At 66.9% G+C, this 16,821-nt stretch carries 10 protein-coding genes and 2 pseudogenes; 6 read left to right on the plus strand and 6 right to left on the minus strand.

What is annotated here, in order from left to right:
- Positions 1 to 590: 590 nt before the first annotated feature.
- From ACZ0AJ_RS21350 to ACZ0AJ_RS21360, 3 genes and pseudogenes are all read right to left on the minus strand, one after another.
- Positions 591 to 1,271: a PEP-CTERM sorting domain-containing protein gene (locus ACZ0AJ_RS21350; protein ID WP_499456422.1), complete on the minus strand. Its 681-nt coding sequence runs from the start codon at positions 1,269 to 1,271 to the stop codon at positions 591 to 593.
- Between the two features lie 18 nt (positions 1,272 to 1,289).
- The gene (locus ACZ0AJ_RS21355; RefSeq protein ID WP_499456423.1) at positions 1,290 to 3,467 is read right to left on the minus strand and encodes a phosphocholine-specific phospholipase C; all 2,178 of its coding nucleotides are present in this window, start codon (positions 3,465 to 3,467) and stop codon (positions 1,290 to 1,292) included.
- A gap of 346 nt (positions 3,468 to 3,813) precedes the next feature.
- Positions 3,814 to 4,000 (minus strand): annotated as a pseudogene (locus ACZ0AJ_RS21360) (transposase); the annotation flags it as partial.
- A gap of 129 nt (positions 4,001 to 4,129) precedes the next feature.
- Here ACZ0AJ_RS21360 and ACZ0AJ_RS21365 point away from each other — a divergent pair.
- Together ACZ0AJ_RS21365 and ACZ0AJ_RS21370 are read left to right on the plus strand one after the other, a co-directional pair.
- Positions 4,130 to 7,852: pseudogene (locus ACZ0AJ_RS21365) on the plus strand (DUF3857 domain-containing protein); the annotation flags it as partial.
- 41 nt (positions 7,853 to 7,893) lie between these two features.
- A complete protein-coding gene (locus tag ACZ0AJ_RS21370) occupies positions 7,894 to 8,289 on the plus strand; it encodes a tetratricopeptide repeat protein (RefSeq protein WP_499456825.1) in 396 nt (131 codons plus the stop codon).
- A gap of 6 nt (positions 8,290 to 8,295) precedes the next feature.
- Here the strand turns inward: ACZ0AJ_RS21370 and ACZ0AJ_RS21375 are convergent, their stop codons facing one another.
- From ACZ0AJ_RS21375 to ACZ0AJ_RS21385, 3 genes are all read right to left on the minus strand, one after another.
- The gene (locus tag ACZ0AJ_RS21375; RefSeq protein WP_499456424.1) at positions 8,296 to 8,589 is read right to left on the minus strand and encodes a hypothetical protein; all 294 of its coding nucleotides are present in this window, start codon (positions 8,587 to 8,589) and stop codon (positions 8,296 to 8,298) included.
- A gap of 69 nt (positions 8,590 to 8,658) precedes the next feature.
- Positions 8,659 to 10,527 carry a phytase gene (locus tag ACZ0AJ_RS21380; RefSeq protein WP_499456425.1) on the minus strand — a complete coding sequence of 623 codons (1,869 nt, stop codon included), beginning with the start codon at positions 10,525 to 10,527 and terminating at the stop codon, positions 8,659 to 8,661.
- Positions 10,527 to 13,028: a TonB-dependent receptor gene (locus ACZ0AJ_RS21385; protein ID WP_499456426.1), complete on the minus strand. Its 2,502-nt coding sequence runs from the start codon at positions 13,026 to 13,028 to the stop codon at positions 10,527 to 10,529. The genes ACZ0AJ_RS21380 and ACZ0AJ_RS21385 overlap by 1 nt, the downstream gene beginning before the upstream one ends.
- A gap of 291 nt (positions 13,029 to 13,319) precedes the next feature.
- On the opposite strand from ACZ0AJ_RS21385, the gene ACZ0AJ_RS21390 reads away from it, so the two are divergent.
- The 4 genes from ACZ0AJ_RS21390 to ACZ0AJ_RS21405 all read left to right on the plus strand — a co-directional run bounded on the left by ACZ0AJ_RS21390 (position 13,320) and on the right by ACZ0AJ_RS21405 (position 16,781).
- Entirely contained in the window at positions 13,320 to 14,189 is an 870-nt protein-coding gene (locus ACZ0AJ_RS21390; protein WP_499456427.1) for a GGDEF domain-containing protein, read from the plus strand.
- Positions 14,186 to 15,220: an AraC family transcriptional regulator gene (locus ACZ0AJ_RS21395; protein WP_499456428.1), complete on the plus strand. Its 1,035-nt coding sequence runs from the start codon at positions 14,186 to 14,188 to the stop codon at positions 15,218 to 15,220. The genes ACZ0AJ_RS21390 and ACZ0AJ_RS21395 overlap by 4 nt, the downstream gene beginning before the upstream one ends.
- A gap of 63 nt (positions 15,221 to 15,283) precedes the next feature.
- Positions 15,284 to 15,778 (plus strand): hypothetical protein, encoded by a 495-nt coding sequence (locus tag ACZ0AJ_RS21400; RefSeq protein ID WP_499456429.1) that lies wholly within the window; start codon positions 15,284 to 15,286, stop codon positions 15,776 to 15,778.
- A 31-nt stretch (positions 15,779 to 15,809) separates the two neighbouring features.
- Positions 15,810 to 16,781: an alpha/beta hydrolase gene (locus ACZ0AJ_RS21405; protein WP_499456430.1), complete on the plus strand. Its 972-nt coding sequence runs from the start codon at positions 15,810 to 15,812 to the stop codon at positions 16,779 to 16,781.
- Positions 16,782 to 16,821 lie beyond the last annotated feature (40 nt).

Raw genomic sequence — 16,821 nt, forward strand, 5'->3', positions numbered from 1 at the left:
CTCTCAGTCCTGGTCGCATTCGTAGCGGGATGCTTCAAAGCAGACGCGCCCCGATTTTTTGCAGGCTTGACGCTGGCCCTGTGCTGCTGGATTGCCTTGGGTTTAGTTGCAGGCACGGCGTCTGAGCGTTCATCTGCAATTGTTGTCGTGCCAGTCGTACTAACAATGGCGTTTGGTCTTGGAGCGATAGCATTTTTCGCCGGACACCTGACGCGCCGAATCGCTGGGACCTTAAAGTCATAGCCTGAATGTCTGCAATGGGTCGGTTCCGGCCTGTCGCGGTCACCGCTGAATTTTCAACCTGCCAACCTGCTACGCTGGCCCGAACGGCCGGGTTCGGCCGACAGCTGCCTGTCAAGGCGGTCGCCGGATTTTAAGCCTTGCGACCTCCTATGCTGATGCGAACTACCGGCCCCGGCCCAGCCTGTGTAAACAAGTGCGATTGGCGTGTTCCGGGGTCTCTCTACCACTCTCGACCTTGCAAAAACGCCGTAGCAAGCGTTTTAAAAGGTCAAGTGTCGCTAGGCCGGCATCCAACATTTTCCGCTAGTTTTCTACGGCAAAATTATTACGAAGCTGCATGGCGCCGATTACGCCTTGCTGGCCGCGTTCCTGTGGCGGCGCGACCACCCCAGCATGCCGGCGCCAAGCAGGAACATCGACGCCATGGCCGGTTCCGGCACCTCGTTGACGGGCTCCAGCAGGACGAATGACAGATTATCGGCATAGCCATCGTTGTCGCCCGAGACGAGGCGCTCCATTGATAGCCAGAAGGACAGCTTGCGGGTTCCGGTAGGCATGAATCCCGCTGCCTCGCGATAGTACAGGCCGGTCTGGTTGCCGCGATCCGCCGGGGTGACGGGACCGATCGCGGAGCTGCCTATCTCGTTGTCGAGGTCATCAAAAAACTGCACGTAGAACAAGGCGTTATCGCCCTGGTCGGCCCAACCGCCAAGCCAGCCGCTCAGGGAATACGAGATGTTCGTGGTCGTCGACACGCTCAAGTCGAGTGTCTGGAAGCCGACGGCATACTGCCCCAGCCCGGCAAACATGTTGCTGCCGCGATCGGCCGGGCCAGGCTGACTGGGCAGCACCCAGTTGCTGCCATAGTTCACCGACTGGACCATGTTGTAGTCCGGGTAGCCCGTCCAGCCGTTCATGCCCGCTTCGGCATCGCCATTGACAACGAGGTTCTGACGGTAGATGGCTGCGGCCTGGCCGCTGCAAGCCACGGCGAACAAGACGGCGGCAACGAGAAATCGAGACTTCATAAAAGCTCCTTGTAAAGATCAAACGACGCGGTACTGGTCGAGTTGGGCGGCCCCGCGCATTGCCGGGTCGCTGATTGACGGCGAGCCGTTTTCCAGATGGCCGGCAAAGCGGCGCAGCCAGCCTGGCAGGCCATTCACGCGCAAGCTGTAGTCGTACCAGTTCGAGCTCGATGCCAGCGGCAACCGGATTGTGCTCGTCGAGCGTGCCACGACTCGCATTTCCATTGGCTTGTTTGCGTAATACTTGTTGGCGGTGAGCTGGAAGGTGCAGGGCTGCGCGCCGTTGTTAACCAGATCGATCACCAGTTCGCCAGCCCTGCGGTCGGCGCGCATACGCATTTCCGGCCATCCTGCGGTGACTGCGCCACGCACGTCCCCGACGATGTGGCGGTGGAAGCCGTTCGGTCCCAATATCCACAGGTCGTAAGCGGCCGCGGTGTTCCAGCTGCCTTGCAGCTGTTTCCCGGGTTCGACGGTATAGCGACGCGGGATCTGGTCTAGCGCGAGACGGTCGTACACATGGAACACCGCTCCGGCTTCGCCGAGGTTTTCGAAGTTGAGCACTACCTGGCCGCCTCCGGCCGGCACCTGGGCCTGTACCTGGAGCTCGTAGGGCAGGGCGCGTGCCGGCCGCACACCGGCCGCCTGGACGGGCGCTGCCAGCGTGGCCGGCGTCGTGGGCACCTTGGTGTTCGGCAGGCCCATCGCCATTGCGCGCCGCGACGCCGTTTCTGGCAGCAGTTGCGCGAAGCCGTTGTCGTTCGGGTTGGCGAAGTCGAAGCAGGACAGCAGGTTGCCGCTCACCGCGCGACGCCATGCGCTGATGAGCGGTTCGCGCACGCCAAAACGCGCCTCGATGAAGCGCAACACCGAGGTGTGGTCGAAGACCTGCGAGTTCACCCAGCCGCCCTTGGTCCAGGGCGAGATGACGTACATCGGCACGCGTGGCCCGAGCCCGTAGGGGCGGTGGTGCGTGCGTGCGTCGGCGCCGTTAAGCACATGATGGTATTCGCCGGTCGTATCGACTGTCGACGCGCCGGCGAGCTGGGACTGTGCAGAATTGCCGCCGTTATCCGTGTAAGCCGGGACTGACGGCGGCGGCATGTGGTCGAAGAAGCCGTCGTTCTCGTCGAAGTTGATAATCAGGACCGTCTTGCTCCAGCTGTCGGGATTGGCCGTCAGGGCGTCGAGCACGCGCGCGATGTAGTCAGCGCCCGAAGCGGGGCTCGAGGGGCCCGGGTGTTCGGAGCCTTCGGCTGTGGCCACGACCCAGCTGACCTGCGGCAGTCGGTTGGCCAGCACGTCGGCTTTGAGCAGGTCGAGGTCGCGTGTGCTGGTGCCTCGGTCGCGCAGCGCTTGCGAATAGCCGGGCCTGCGATACCACGCGTTGCGGAAGGAGCGAAATCCTGCCAGCGAGTTATCGGTGAAGTTGTCCGCCATGTTCTGGTAGACCTGCCAGCTGATGCCGGCCGCTTGCAAGCGCTCCGGATAGGTAGTCCACAGGTAGTCGGTGGACGTATCCGGATTGAAGTCGTCGCGGCTGTTGTCGGTCGAGGGGCCGCCTGCCACCGCAAGAGGATCGTTGTGGCCGCTGAACAGGAACAGGCGGTTCGTGTTGGTGCCGGTTTGCGTCGCGCAGTGGTAGTGGTCGCAAATCGTGAAGGCACGCGCGAGCGCGAACTGGAAGGGGATATCGGCCTCGGCGTAGTAGCCCATCGAGTGGTTCTGCTTGACCGTGCACCAGTCGTTCATTCGTCCGTTGTCCCACGCCAGTTGTGCATCCAGCCAGGCGTGCGGTGTCCCGGCCACGCGCATCACCGGGAAGTCCTGCACTGTATTGAGCCGGAACGGCGCGATGGCGCGGCCCTGGGGCCAGTTCGGCCGGCCCGGCACCGGCGCGCCTCCAACCGAGCGCTGCACGAAGACCGACTTGCGATTGAAGAGGTTCTGGCGGTCCATTACCGGGATCGGAAAGGGATCACCGAATCCGCGCACCCCTTCCAGAGTGCCAAAGTAGTGGTCGAAACTGCGGTTTTCCTGCGTCAGCACGACGATATGCTCGACGTCCTGCAGGCTACGGGTGCGCTGATTGGCGGGGAGGGCCAGGGCTTTCTGTATGGATGGCGGAAAGGCAGCAAGGACGGCGCTGGCGCCACTGGTCTTGCCCATTGTGCGGAGGAAGTCGCGACGGCTCATGCGTGCACCTTTGTGCATGCGAACGCGGAATCGAAAATTTGCATTTGATTGATCCAGGTCGGTTGTCAGGGAAACACAAAAACTGCAGCCTTGCGAGGATCAGCTTAGGGATGAAAGATGAACAGTTGATGACGAGCCAAGATAAAGTTCGTGCGTTGCTTGTTTCCGCAGCAATGCAGGACAAGCACAGTACGGCGTGCGGAGCCGCTCTCAAGCGCTCAACAGTACTGAGAAAGATGAAGCCGAAGTCGCTCAGGTCTACGGGATCGAAGCGCTTTACCGGACCATTGCAAAGCGATGCGGATTACCCATATGCTCAATTGATCCGTCTTCGCTTGTGCGGTTCGGATGACCGCTCGGGCTCCATGCACGAGCAAACTGCGCAGATAAGCGTCGCCGCGCTTGCTAATGCCGAGCAATCGCCCTTTTCCTCTCGAGCTGTTTTGTTTGGGCGTGAGCCCAAATGAAGCAGCCACCTCCCGCCCGCTAGCAAATTGGCTGGCGTCACCTACTGTCGCCAGCAGAGCCGTTGCGCACGCCGAAAATGTAGCAACCTGCCACCGCGCGCAACGCGCGGTTCTCATTTTCGCGACGATCGGCGCGGCGTCCTTGCATGTCAGCATTTCTATCGCTACGCTTCATGCATTTTGAAAATCATGATCATGCGCTACGGTCCCATCGCCCTTGCCACGTTGTTGACATGCGCGCACGTCCCCGCCGTTGCAGCTCCTTCCAAACCAGCTATCCCTGCCCAGGCGGGCAAGGCAGGCTGGCATCGCGCCGCCCCCTTGCCTGGCTGGATCCAGCCGCTGGCCGAGATACCGCGCACCGAGCGCCTCGACCCCGTGGTGCTGCGCCTCGACGAGACGCAGGCGCTGGTCGGTGACCAGAGCGCCTACCTGGTCAACCGCGCGATCCAGGTCAACGAGCGCAGCGCGCTGCCGGCGATCGGGCAGGTGAGCCTGAGCTACCAGGCCGATTACCAGACCTTGAGCCTGCACCGGGTCGCCATCCTGCGCGACGGCAAGGTGCTGGAGCGCACGGCGAGCGTCGACGCACGCGTCCTGCAGCGCGAGGCGGCGCTGGGACAGGGCATGTATGGCGGCGCCAGCACCGTCCAGCTGTTGCTGGAAGACGTGCGGGTGGGCGACACCTTGTGGCTGACCTATAGCGTGGCGGGCGCCAACCCGGTATTCGGAAAGCAGTGGTTCGACGAATATGCGTGGGACCGCCTGACGCCGGTCGAGCAGCGCCGCCTGACCGTGCTCTATCCGAAGGGGCGCAAGCCGGCCTGGCGCCAGTTGGGCGACTACCGCGCCGAGGCGATCGCGCCGCGCAGCGCCCAGGCCGGGGCCCACGAGATGCTGGTATTCGAGGGCAGGGGCATCGATGCGATCGAGGCCGAGCCGGCCATCGCGCGCGACTATCTCGCGGCGCGGATGCTGCAGTTTTCCGAATTCCCCGACTGGGCCTCGGTGGCGCGCTGGGCCAGCGGCCTGTTCCCGCCGGCGACCGCCAGTCCCGCCCTCAAGGCGCTGGCCGAGGAGTTCCGCGGCCGCGGCGCGCCGGCCGCGCAGGCTGCTGCGGCCCTGCACTGGGTGCAGGACGAGATCCGCTATTTCAGCGTTGCCATCGGCGAGAACTCGCACAAGCCGCAGGCGCCTGCCACGGTGCTCCAGCGCCGCTTCGGCGATTGCAAGGACAAGAGCTACCTCCTGGTCACGCTGCTGGGCGAGCTCGGGATCAGGGCGCGGCCGCTGCTGCTGTCGGCCAGCGTGCCGGCGCTGCCAGCCAAGGGCGTGCCATCGCCGGGCTGGTTCGATCACGCCATCGTCGAACTGCAGGTCGACGGCAAGCTGTATTACGTCGACCCGACCGCCGCCGGCCAGCAGGCGGCGCTGGCAACGCTGTCGGCGCCGTTCCCTGGCGCCGCCGCCTTGCCAGCCGATCCGGCCGCCACCGCGCTGATCGTGCTGCCGGAGCAGGGCGGCCAGGCGCCCGACTACGAAATCGTCGAAACCATGACGGTCGCCGATTATGGCGGCGACGCGGCGCTGGCCACGCGTGAGATCTTCCGCGCCGGGATGGCCGAGCGCGCGCGTCCTGAGTTTGCCGCGCTCTCGCCGCTGGAACTGAAAAAAACCGCGCTCAAGGGTTACGAGAAACGCTATCCCGGCGTCGCGCTGCTCGAGGCGCCCGTTATCGTCGACGACAAACAGGCCAACCAGCTGGAGCTGCGCGCACGCTTTCGCCTGCCGCAGGCGGTCAAGGCGGTCGATGGCGTCCATGCGATCGATTACCGGGTGCGGCCGCTGGAAGGGGTGATGAACCTGCCCGACAACCTGGAGAGGCAATTCCCGCTCGAGATGCCGGCGGCGCGCTTCCATGGCCGCTACCGCCTCGACATCGTGTGGCCAGACGACGTGCGCGCCGCCCAGGCGCCATGGGTGCGCCAGATCGACAATCCCTACTTCCAGGCGCAGGAAAGCTACGTCTTTCGCGGCAACCAGGTCAACCACATGGTCGATTATCGCGCCAAGGCGCTGATCGTCCCCGCCGCCGAGGTGCCAGCGCTGCAAGCGCAAGGCAAGCAGCTCGAGGAACTCGCCTATGGCCGCTACAGCCTGCGCGAGACCGACAGGATCGCCAAGCCGGCGCTCGGCTACAGCGCGCGCGACGTCGACTTGGTGCGCATGGCGACGGTTGCTGCCATGCTGGCACAGGCGATGGACCCGCGCGACGACGCCAGGATCGGCCGTGCCGATGCCTGCCTGCTGATCAAGGCTGCGCGCGACACCAGGGGCCTGCTGGAGCAGTCCACTCTGGACGCGCTGGCCCGTGCCCAGCGCGTCGTCAAGGGCGATGCACGCGACCCGGCGGCGCGCGCCTGCCGCGCGGGGCTGAGCTTCGAGGCCGGCGACCATGCGGCCAGCGTGCGCCTGTACCGCGAGCTCGGCGGCGAACTGGCCGCCACGGATATCAGCGGCCTGCGCAGCCTGGCCTGGGCGTTGCTGGAAGAGGGCGAGGTGGATGCGGCGCTGGCGGCCATGCAGCGCTACCTGGAGGCGCAGGCCAAGGCCGATCCATCCGCCGGCGCCGAACTCGATATCATCGACCAGGTCGCGCTGCTGCAGCGCGGCCGGCGCCCGCTGCCACCCAGCGCCGTGCAGCGCGCCGCGGCAGCGCCCGATGCGCCCTGGCCGCGGCCCCTGCTGGCGATGCAGGCCGGCCTGATCGCCCAGGATGCACTGCTGGCCCAGGTCGAGGCGTTGCCTGCGCAGGCGCGCGCCCATGCCCTGACCGAGGCGCTGTTCTACATCGGACAGCAGCGGCTGGCGGCCGGCGACCAGGCCGGCGCGCTGGCGGCGTTCAGGCGGCTGGCAGAAGCCGGCATCCGCAGCTCGCCCCTGTATTTCCAGGCCATGGCCGCACTGAGGAAGCAGTTCATGACGGCCGGCACGGGGCAGGCGCCGCCGGACGCCGCCGATCCGGCCCTGGCGGCGCAGTGGTACCGGAAGGCCGCCGACAACGGCGACGACCGGGCCGCCCTGGCGCTGTCCGAGTCGTACCGCCTTGGCCGAGGCGTGCCGCAGGACGAGGCGAAGGCGGTGGCGCTGCTGCGCACCAGCGCGGAGCGCGGCAATCCCTACGCGATGGCCCTGGTGGGCCGGCGCTACTTCGATGGCGATGGCTATCCCAAAGACCCCGCCTATGCGATCTTCTGGTACCAGCGCGCGGCGGCGCTCGGCGTGGCTGACGCCAGCTTTGCATTGGGACAAGCGCTGTACGAAGGGCGCGGCGTGGAGCGCGACCTGGCCAAGGCGGCGCAGCTGTACCGCCTCGCGGCAGACCAGGGCAGCGCTTCCGCCCAGCTCGAGCTCGGCTATATGTACGCGCACGGCGAGGGACTGGTCAAGGACATGAGACAGGCGGTGGCCTGGTATCGCCAGTCCGCCGAACAGGGCAACGCGATCGCCCAGCACAATCTGGGCTTGCGCTACGAGTTTGGCGATGGCGTTGCGGCGGACGAAAAGACCGCCCTGGCCTGGTATCGCAAGTCGGCGGAGCAGGGCTACGTCATGGGGATGACCAAGTACGGCTACATGCTGGAAAGCGCGAAGACAGTGGCGCGCGACCCGGCGCAGGCGCATGGCTGGTACCTGAAATCCGCGCATCTGGACGACCCGATCGCATTCTACAATCTGGGCCAGCAGTACAGGCTCGGGCGCGGGGTGAAGGCCGATCCGGCCGAGGCCTACAAGTGGTACCTGAAGGCGGCGCAAAAGGGTGACATCGATGCGATGACCCAGGTCGCCACTCTCTTGCAGAACGGCGAGGGCGTGCCCAGGGATATGGAGGCGGCCGTGCGCTGGATGACCGCCGCGGCCGACGGGGGGAAGCCATCGGCATCCTGCGTCTTGGCATCATGTATTTCGAGGGCAGCGGCGTGGCGCGCGACTACGCGCGCGCCTACTCCCTGTTCGAAAAATCCGGCGCAGACGGTTCGGTGGCCGGCTTCTACTGGCTTGGGCGGATGTTCGAGGACGGCCTTGGCCGCGAACGGGATGCGGCCAGGGCGCGCGCGCTGTATGCGCTGGCGCCGGACATCGAGGAAGCCAATATCCGGCTGGCCGTGCTGCGTGCCACAGGCCGCGGCGGTCCGCGCGATACCGCGTATGCCCGGAGCCTGCTGGAACGCTGGGCGAAACAAGGCGAGACTCGATGGCTGGAGCAGCTGGCGCGCGCCTTCGAGGACGGCGTGGATGAGGCGCTGGCGAAGCAGGTACGCGCCCGCCTGCGCCAGGCCGGCACGCGCGGCTAGCGGCTCTCAGCCAGTGACCAGCGGCTGGCGACAATCGCCCGGCGTCGCGCCCGCGTAGTTGTCGGCGATATCGGCCAGCCGCGTGCGCGGCGCCGGCTCGATCGCACGGTACTTGAACGCCGTGCGCGTGCCCTGCGGGCCGCGCGGCAACACCCGCACGCTGCGCACGCCCTGGCGCTGCAGCTGGTCGACCAGCTTCCGGGTCGCGCCATCGGACTTGAACCCGCCCAGCGAGATCGCATGGCGTAGCGGATTGGCGCCTTGCATGATGAAGAAATTGCCGACGCCGCGTTCCTTCAATTCGGCAGCACGGCGCTGGGCGTTGACGTATGTCGAACGGTTTTGTCAGGCGCGCTCGGTCTAGCAGCATTAGTCGAGCTGCAAGGCCCTGGCGATATCGTCCCACGCCACGGCCTTGTAGTTCTGCGCCCCGTCCGGCATGCGCTTGTAGCCGTCGTGCACCACCAGCATGCCACGCGCGAACGGGCCGCCGAGATTGGTCGATGTCACGTCCAGTCCATCGGTCTCGGATGCGCCGTCGATGCCGTTGACCGCGTCGAGTCCCACCCGGAACGCGCCGCGCACCGCAAACGGCGCCGCCGCATCGAACACGACGTAGCTGTTATTGCCCTGGCTCGACACCACCAGATAGCTGCGTTTTGCGCCGTGGTAGATGCCCATGCCTTCGACATCGTCGTGCAGCCATTCGCCCACCGGCATGATCATCTTTAACGTCGCGGGTTGGTCGGCACGCGCCGACGTCACCCACAGGCCGCGGTCTTCTTCGCCCACGAACAGCAGGCCGCTGCGGTCATCCGCCACGCAACCTTCTGGCTGCGACGCCAGCTTGAACGTGCGCGCCAGCCGTGCACCGAACTGGCCGCCACTGCGCGTGATCTGGTAATGCTCGTAGCGGCCGTCCTTGTCGTTGACGAACGCGTCGAGGCCACCTTCGGGCGTGCGCAGCAGGCAGGTGCCGTAGATGTCGCCCAGACCGGTGGGCAGGCGCGCCGCTTCGCGCAGCTCGCCCTGTGCATCGATCGTAAACAGCACCATCGCCTGCTCGTCGCGCTGGGTGGCCACGGCCAGGTCGAAGCGTTCCGCGCCGAAGCGCACATCCTGGCGCAGGTCGACGTTGTTCAGACGGCCGGCTGCGAGCAGTTGCGTCTGACGGCCCTGCAGGTCATACACCAGCATGCCCTGCTTCTTGTTGGTGCCCAGGATGCGCGATTTGGCAGGGTCGGTCGGGTGAATCCAGATCGCCGGATCGTCGGCCGCGTCGCCCAGCTGCGCGACGGGTTCGGTCTGCATGCGGGGCAGCACGATCGGCAGGTGTTTGGGCGGCGCGCTGCCGGCCTTCCAGGCCAGCGCCGGGGCTTGCCAGCCTTGCTTCGTGCGCACGGCCAGCTTGTCGGACGCCGGCGCCAGCGCCACCAGTTGTTGCGCACCGAGCGGGCGGGCCGGCAGCGCGCGCCAGCGCTTGCCGTCGCGCTTCCAGGTCAGCAGGGCACCCTTGTCGTCGATCGCGGCCACGCCGCCCGGCAGGACGGCCAGTGCGGTCAGTTCACCCGTCAAGCGACCGTGCGGCGCCTGCAGCGCTACCGGCGTGCGGGCTGGCGGGCCTTCGGCATCGGCGCCATACGCCCACAGGCCCATGCCTTCTTCGGCCGCGAACAGCGTGCCACGCGCATCGTCGACGCGGCACACCTCGACGCCGGATGGCAGCGCCAGACGGCGCACCAGGCGGTGTTCGTTGCTGGCGCCACTACCCCCACTACCGCCGCTACCCAGCAGCCATTGCTGCGCCTGGCCATCCTTCGCGACCAGGAATACGTAGTCGAGCTGCTGCGCATCGCGGTACAGGCAGGCCGCCTCGATGCCGAAGCCCGTGTCCGGTAGCACGGGCAATGCGCGCAGTGTGCCGGCCTTGACGTCGATCTGCACCGGCAGCGCGCGTTCTGCGTTGGCGTCGACGACGATGGCCAGTGCGCCTCCGTCCAGCGGGCGCAGGTCGAGTCGTTCGCCACGCAGTGGCAGGCGGGCGCGCTCGCGGCCATCGGCGCCGACCAGGCGCAGCGCGCGCTTGTCCAGCGCCAGCCAGCCGCCGCCGGGCAGCGCGGCCAGTTCTTCGGCGTCGTTCAGGGTGGCCGGCACCGTTGGTGCAGCGCCCCATGCCGGCGCGGCCAGGGAGCAGGCCAGCAGGACGGCTTGCAGGATCGGAGAAACGGTCTTGTTCATCAGAAGATGCTCGCTTTCAGGCCGATCTTGTAGGTGCGGCCGTATTGTTCGTGCTGCGCATTGCGCGACTTGTCGCCCAGGTACACATAGTAATGTTCGTTATTCAGGTTGCTGGCGTCGAACGTGAGCTGCCAGCGCTTGTCCAGTTTCCAGGACATCGACAGGTCCAGCTGCTTCTGGGTGTCGACGAAGCGGTCCTGTGTCGCGTCCAGCGTATCCTCGCCCAGCTCCAGCAGATACGGCGACTTGTAGTTCATTGCCAGGCGCGCGCTGAACGGACCGGCTTCGTAGCCGAGCATCACGTTGCCGACGCGGTTCGACTGGCCCGGCATGCGGATCGTGCGCGCGGCGCGGCCACCGTCGCCATCGGCGCTGTCGATTGTGGCGCGCGAATTGGTGATGCTGCCGTTGATGCCGACCAGCAGACCATTGAACGGCGCGGGCAGCATGCGCAGCGGCTGCTGCCAGGCCAGCTCGATGCCGCGCACGCGGGCCTTGTCGCCATTCTTGTACGAGATCGCGCTGCTGTAGTCGGCCCAGGCGCCACTGCCGGCGAGATCCGTGGTGTAGGTGAAGTCGCGGATGGCCTTGGTGAAGACATAGGCCGAGACCACGCCATCGCCGCCGATCACGCGCTCGATGCCCAGGTCCAGGTTGTGCGAGCGCAGCGGCGCCAGGTCAGGGTTGCCGATCGTCGCTTCGTCGTCGCCGTCCAGGCTCACGCCCGGCGCCAGCTGGGCGAAGTTGGCGCGCACGACCGAGTTGCTCCATGCGGCGCGCACGCTGGTGGCCTGGTCGACGTCAAAGCGCAGGTGCACGCCGGGTAGCCAGTTGGTGTACGAGCGGCTGGCGGAGCGTGGTGTGATGTCGTCGTCGGCCACTTGCGAGCCGTCGGCCGTAAAGCGCGTGCGCTCGGCGCGTACGCCGGCCAGCAGCGACCAGGCGCCGCGGCGCAGGCTCGTTTGCAGGTAGGCGGCGTCGATGTCCTCCTGCAGCTTGAAGTCGTCCAGCGCCGAATCGACGGCCACGCGGGCCGGGTCGCGTGCCAGGCCGGCCAGGCGTGCACGCACCAGCGCCGGATCGATCGCGTAACCGAGATTGCCGAACGGGTAATTCAGGCGCGTGCCATTCACGAACGCGCTCATCGAGGTCGGGCCGGCGCCAAAGTAATCGTCGTCGGTCGGGTCGTCGCTGCCGTATTCCCAGGCCTCGGTGTCGGTCTTCTTGTCGCGGCGCGTGGTCTTGGCGCCGAACTTGACGGCGCCGTTCCAGTCGCCGGCGTCGAAGTCGCGCTGCAGGTCCAGGCGCAGCTGGCGGGTGCTGTCTTTGGCGGAGGCGCGTTCGAGCGCGAACGAATCGAGTTCGTAGTTAGCGGCGTCGGCCACGCCGGCGGGCGCGATCAGATGTGGCGTGCGGGGATTGGTAAAGCCGATGCCATCGAAGCTATCGAGATTGGTGAAGCGCGCATCGGCAATCGCGTCCGGCGTCTTGTCGGTGGCGCTGCTGGCCGCTGCTTCGGCGTGCAGCTTCCAGTACTGGCCCATGCGGCGATCGAGCGAACCGGTGAGCGAGCGGATCTCTTGTGTGTACTTGCGCTGGCGCAGGCGGCGCTCGAGGGTGGCGGTGTCCGTTTCACCTTCGAGCACACCGTCTTCATTGCCTTCGAAGTCGCCGATCGTCATGCGGTCGCGCGATTCTTCGTCCGAGAAGCGGCTGATGAAGCCGCGCAGCGCGTAGCTCGTCGCGGCGTCCGGGCGGTAATCGAGATTGATGGCGCCGGCGCGGCGTTCGCGCGTGGGCAGGTAGTCGCGCAGCTCGAAACCGGCCAGGCGCTTGCCGTTCCAGTCGCCGCCCGTTTCCACGTTGTCCGAACCGAACTTGCGCTTTTCGCCCGAGATGCCGGCGGCCACGCCCAGTTTGCCGTCCATGAAACGCTGGGCCCACAGCAGGTTGGCGCTCGGGCTGTTCTGGCTCGTGTTGGTGTCGTGGCCGACCGCCGCGCCCACGTTCAGCAATGTGCCAGGCAGGTCGAATGCGGACAAGGTCTTGACCTCGACGCTGCCGCCCAGCGAGTTGGCATCCTGGTCCGGCGTGGCCGACTTGGTCACTTCGAGCGAGCGGATCATCCCGGCCGGCAGTACGTCCAGCGCCACTGCGCGGCGCGTCGCTTCCGGCGACGGTACCAGCGCGCCGTTGATGGTCACGCTGTTGTAGTCCGCATCCAGCCCGCGCACCACGACATAGCGGCCTTCGCCCTGGTCGCGCTGGACCGAGACGCCTGGCATCCGCGCCAGCGCCTCGGCCGCGTTCTTGTCCGGCAGGTGGCCGATGTCGTCGCTGCTGACGACACTGACGATATTGTCGGCCTGCTCCTGGGCGGCGATAGCGCGCGCCAGGCTGGCGCGCTGGCCGGTGACGATCACGCTGGCCGTTTCGGCGGCATGTACGCCAGCGGCGGCCAGCAGGCCGGCGGTCAGGGCGGGGAGGGCAAAGTGGCGCATGGGGGAGAATCCAATGGTTGGGATGCGGCGGATTCTGGTGCCTGAATGTGACCTATCGGTGACCACGAGCGGTCGCCATCCGGTATCTGACGCGGTGCACGGTTTTCCTGAGCCGAATTGACCCTGCCGCTTTTGACGACGCCACCGGGCGGGCAGTGAGCCGGGACGCTTTGCGCGATTTTATGTGAGCTGTTTTGACCCTGTGCGGCGGCGCCACAGCTTTGCCATCCTGTCATCCTGCGGTCATCTGGTTGCGCTATGTTCCGGCGATCTTCCCTGACCGCGCCGCCCATGTCTCCCCTGATCCGCCAAGCTCTGTTGATCGCCGGCCTGCTCGGCGCCGTCGTGTTCCTGTTTGCCGGCGCCGGTCCGGCCATCCCGTTCGCGGCGTGGGACCTGGTGGACATCGCCAGCGAGGGCGGCACGGCCCTGCTGGCGGCCTTGTGGTGCGGGCTCGTCCTGACCAGCCGGCCGGACGGCGTGGTCACGCGCCTGCTTGCCGGTGGCCTGGCCTGCATCATGCTGGGGTCGTGGGCCGACTGTCTGGATGAAGTGTTCGATGTCGAGAAGGCCGCGTTGTGGGACAACGTGCTGGAGGCGCTGCTGCCGCTGGGGATGCTGGTCCTGACCGCCGGCATGGTCTATTGGCGCCGCGAGCAGGCCACGCTGTCGGACCATATGCGCAAGCGCGAACGGCTGTTTCGCAACCACCGGCCGTTCGACCGCATTACCCAGCTGGCCGACGCGGCCTACCTGCGCGCGCAACTGCACATCGAGAGCAAACGGACGGACGGCGTTGGCTCGCTGGTGCTGTTCGATATCGACGCCTTCCACCGCATTAACCGCGAACATGGCCAGCCCGAGGGCGACCGCGCACTGCAGGCCGTCGCCCACATGCTGCTGCTGAACCTGCGCAACGACGACCTGCTGTGCCGCTATGCGGGTGACCGTTTTGCCGTGCTGATGCCGGGCCTGGCCGAACCCGAGGCGCGCGCTGCCGCCGGCCACCTGTGCCGGATGGTGTCGTCGATGCACTACCACGCACCGGGCGGCCGGGTGCACATCACGCTGCGCCATGGCTGCGCGCCGGCACGCGGCGCGCCCGATGCGCTCCTGAGCGCGCTGTGTCGGCAGATGGACCGCCAGATGGACCCCGCGTGATCGCCTGGCAGGCCGCCACGGCAGCCTCGTCCGCGGCGCGCCGGCACAGCGCGCTGGCGCTGGAATACGGCCGCTCGCGCGACGCGCTTGACGCCGACCTGCTGCGCGGATGCGATCCGGGCGCGGACAGCGCAACGACCCCTGGCCAGTACCTGCAGCAGCTGGCGAACACCCTGCGCCTGCTGGACAGCCCGGACACGAGCTTCATGCTGGGTCAGCAACTGCTGCCAGGGCACGACGGTGCGGCCAGCCATGCGCTGGCGCAGGCGCCCAACCTGCGCACGCTGCTGCAGACGCTGTGCCGCTTCCACGCGGGCCTGACGCCGCTGCTGCGCCCGCGCTTTGAGACCTGGGGCGACGTGGCGCTGCTGTACTGGGTCGATGCGTATGGCGCGCCGAGCCTGCGGCCGGCGCTGGTCGAGATGCACATGACGGCCGTGGTGGCGCTGTGCCGCTGGCTGGGCGGCGAGCGCCTGCCGTGGCGTTTCTGCTTCAATCGCGGCGCGCCGCGCCACATTGAGCAGCATCATGTGCATCTTGGTGCCGAGCTGCGCTTTGGCTGCCAGCTCGACGCGATGCTGCTGCCGGCTGGCTGCCTCGATCGGCCATGGCCACGCGCCAGCGAGATGGCGGCGCGCCTGGCGCACCAGGCGGCCGAACTGGAACCCCGCGAGGCACCCGGTCTGCTGGCGGCGCTCTACGATTACCTGCTGGCGCGCGTGCGCGACGCGCCCACGCTCGAGCGCACGGCGGGCGACTTCGGCGTCAGCCCGGCCACCTTCAAGCGCCAGCTGCTGCGGCACCATACCCATTTCCAGGGTGAGCTCGACGGGGTGCGCACGCACGTGACGCTCTGGCTGTTCCAGGCCGAGGGGGCCGACAACGATGCGGTGGCGCGCCACCTGGGCTTTCACGACGTAGCCAACTTCCGGCGCTCGTTCAAGCGCTGGACGGGGCTCACACCGGGGCCGATCCGCGCTGCGCTGGCCGGAGAGCTGGGCTGGTTCGCGGGGCGCCTGCAGCACGCCTGATTTCGCTGCACTGCCGCGAAAATGGTATCGTGCGCGGTCATTGTCGCCCGCCGAAGAAGAGGAATGCGTCCCAGTCCCACCCTGCATATCGTTTGTCCCACCCAGAAACGGGGCTTCCCGGCGTTCATGTCGGTCGTCTTCGTCTGGGTCGTGGCGTCCGGCCTGGGCAATGGCTGGCAACACGATCCGTCATTCGGATTCATGCTGCTGACGGTCGGCGCACTGGTCATCATGGTCCTGGCGGCGTGGGCGCTGTATCGCAATTTCGTGTTCCAGGATGCGCTGTACATCGCGCGCGAAGGCAGTCTGCCGTCGTCGGTGCCGCTGGCGCTCATGGTCCACGAGATACGCGCCGTGCGCCTGTTGCCCAAACATGAGGCATGGACGCCGGAGGGCAAATGGGATGCGCTGGGGTTTGGCCAGGGCCGCATCGAGATCGATACCGCCACCCATCGCTACCACTTCGGCATCGGCCTGGAAGAACACGAGGCCGAGGCCGCGCTGCAGCGCATCATCGAATTTTGCCGTGAGCAGGGCATTGTTGCCGCCGCGGCCTGAAAGCGCAGTCCAACCACGCATGAGGAAAGCCATGTCCGCCAACTTTGCCGTTCGTCTTTGCAGCCTGCTGCTCATCGGTGGTATCGCTGCCCAAGCGTATGCGGCCGAGACGCCGATCACACTCGACACGCCCACCGGACAGCTGGCCGGCACGCTCGAACTGCCGGCAGGCGCCGACAAGCCGCGCGTGGCCTTGCTGATTGCCGGTTCGGGCCCGACCGACCGTGACGGCAACAGCTCGATGATCCCGGGCCGCAACGACAGTCTCAAGCTGCTGGCGGCCGGGCTGGCCGACGCCGGCATTGCGACAGTCCGCTACGACAAGCGGGGCATCGGTGGCAGCCATGCGGCCGGCTCTGCCGAATCGGCGCTGCGCTTCGAGATGTTCGTCGACGATGCGGCGGCCTGGATCGCCCGACTCAAGGCCGATCCGCGCTTCGCATCGGTGGCCGTGATCGGGCACAGCGAAGGCTCGCTGATCGGGATGCTGGCGGCGCGGCAGACCGATGCGGCGGCATTCGTGTCGATTGCCGGCATTGCCGATGGCGCCTCGACCCTGATGCGCAAGCAGCTCGAAGGCAAGCTGCCGCCCGAGCTGGAGAAGGAAAGCGAGCGCATTCTGGTGTCGCTGGAAAGCGGCGCGGTCGTCGATCCGGTGCCGCCGGCGCTGGCAACGCTGTTCCGGCCAAGCGTGCAGCCTTATCTGATTTCGTGGTTCAAGTATGTGCCGGCGCAGCGCATCGCAGAGCTGACGATGCCGGTGCTGGTCGTGCAGGGCAATACCGATATCCAGGTGGACGTGGTGCAGGCCAACCGGCTGCACGGCGCCCGCCCGGGGGCGAAGCTGGCGATCATTCCGGGCATGAACCACGTGTTCAAGCACGTGCGCGCGGTGCCGGAACTGCAGGTGGCCAGCTATGGCGATCCGAGCTTGCCGGTCTCGCCCTTGCTGGTGAAGTCAATCGCCGACTTTTTGCAGCAGGGCGGCGCGACCACGCCTTGATGGCGTGCCCGGCCACATCGATACGCCCATCCATCCCTTC

The organism is Telluria sp. AC161 (assembly GCF_979258535.1).

Coding starts and splice junctions, on each gene's coding strand:
- ACZ0AJ_RS21350 (WP_499456422.1), bottom strand. CDS start 1,271: ATGAAGTCTCGATTTCTCGTTGCCGCCGTCTTGTTCGCCGTGGCTTGC.
- ACZ0AJ_RS21355 (WP_499456423.1), bottom strand. CDS start 3,467: ATGAGCCGTCGCGACTTCCTCCGCACAATGGGCAAGACCAGTGGCGCC.
- ACZ0AJ_RS21370 (WP_499456825.1), top strand. CDS start 7,894: ATGTATTTCGAGGGCAGCGGCGTGGCGCGCGACTACGCGCGCGCCTAC.
- ACZ0AJ_RS21380 (WP_499456425.1), bottom strand. CDS start 10,527: ATGAACAAGACCGTTTCTCCGATCCTGCAAGCCGTCCTGCTGGCCTGC.
- ACZ0AJ_RS21385 (WP_499456426.1), bottom strand. CDS start 13,028: ATGCGCCACTTTGCCCTCCCCGCCCTGACCGCCGGCCTGCTGGCCGCC.
- ACZ0AJ_RS21390 (WP_499456427.1), top strand. CDS start 13,320: ATGTCTCCCCTGATCCGCCAAGCTCTGTTGATCGCCGGCCTGCTCGGC.
- ACZ0AJ_RS21400 (WP_499456429.1), top strand. CDS start 15,284: ATGCGTCCCAGTCCCACCCTGCATATCGTTTGTCCCACCCAGAAACGG.
- ACZ0AJ_RS21405 (WP_499456430.1), top strand. CDS start 15,810: ATGTCCGCCAACTTTGCCGTTCGTCTTTGCAGCCTGCTGCTCATCGGT.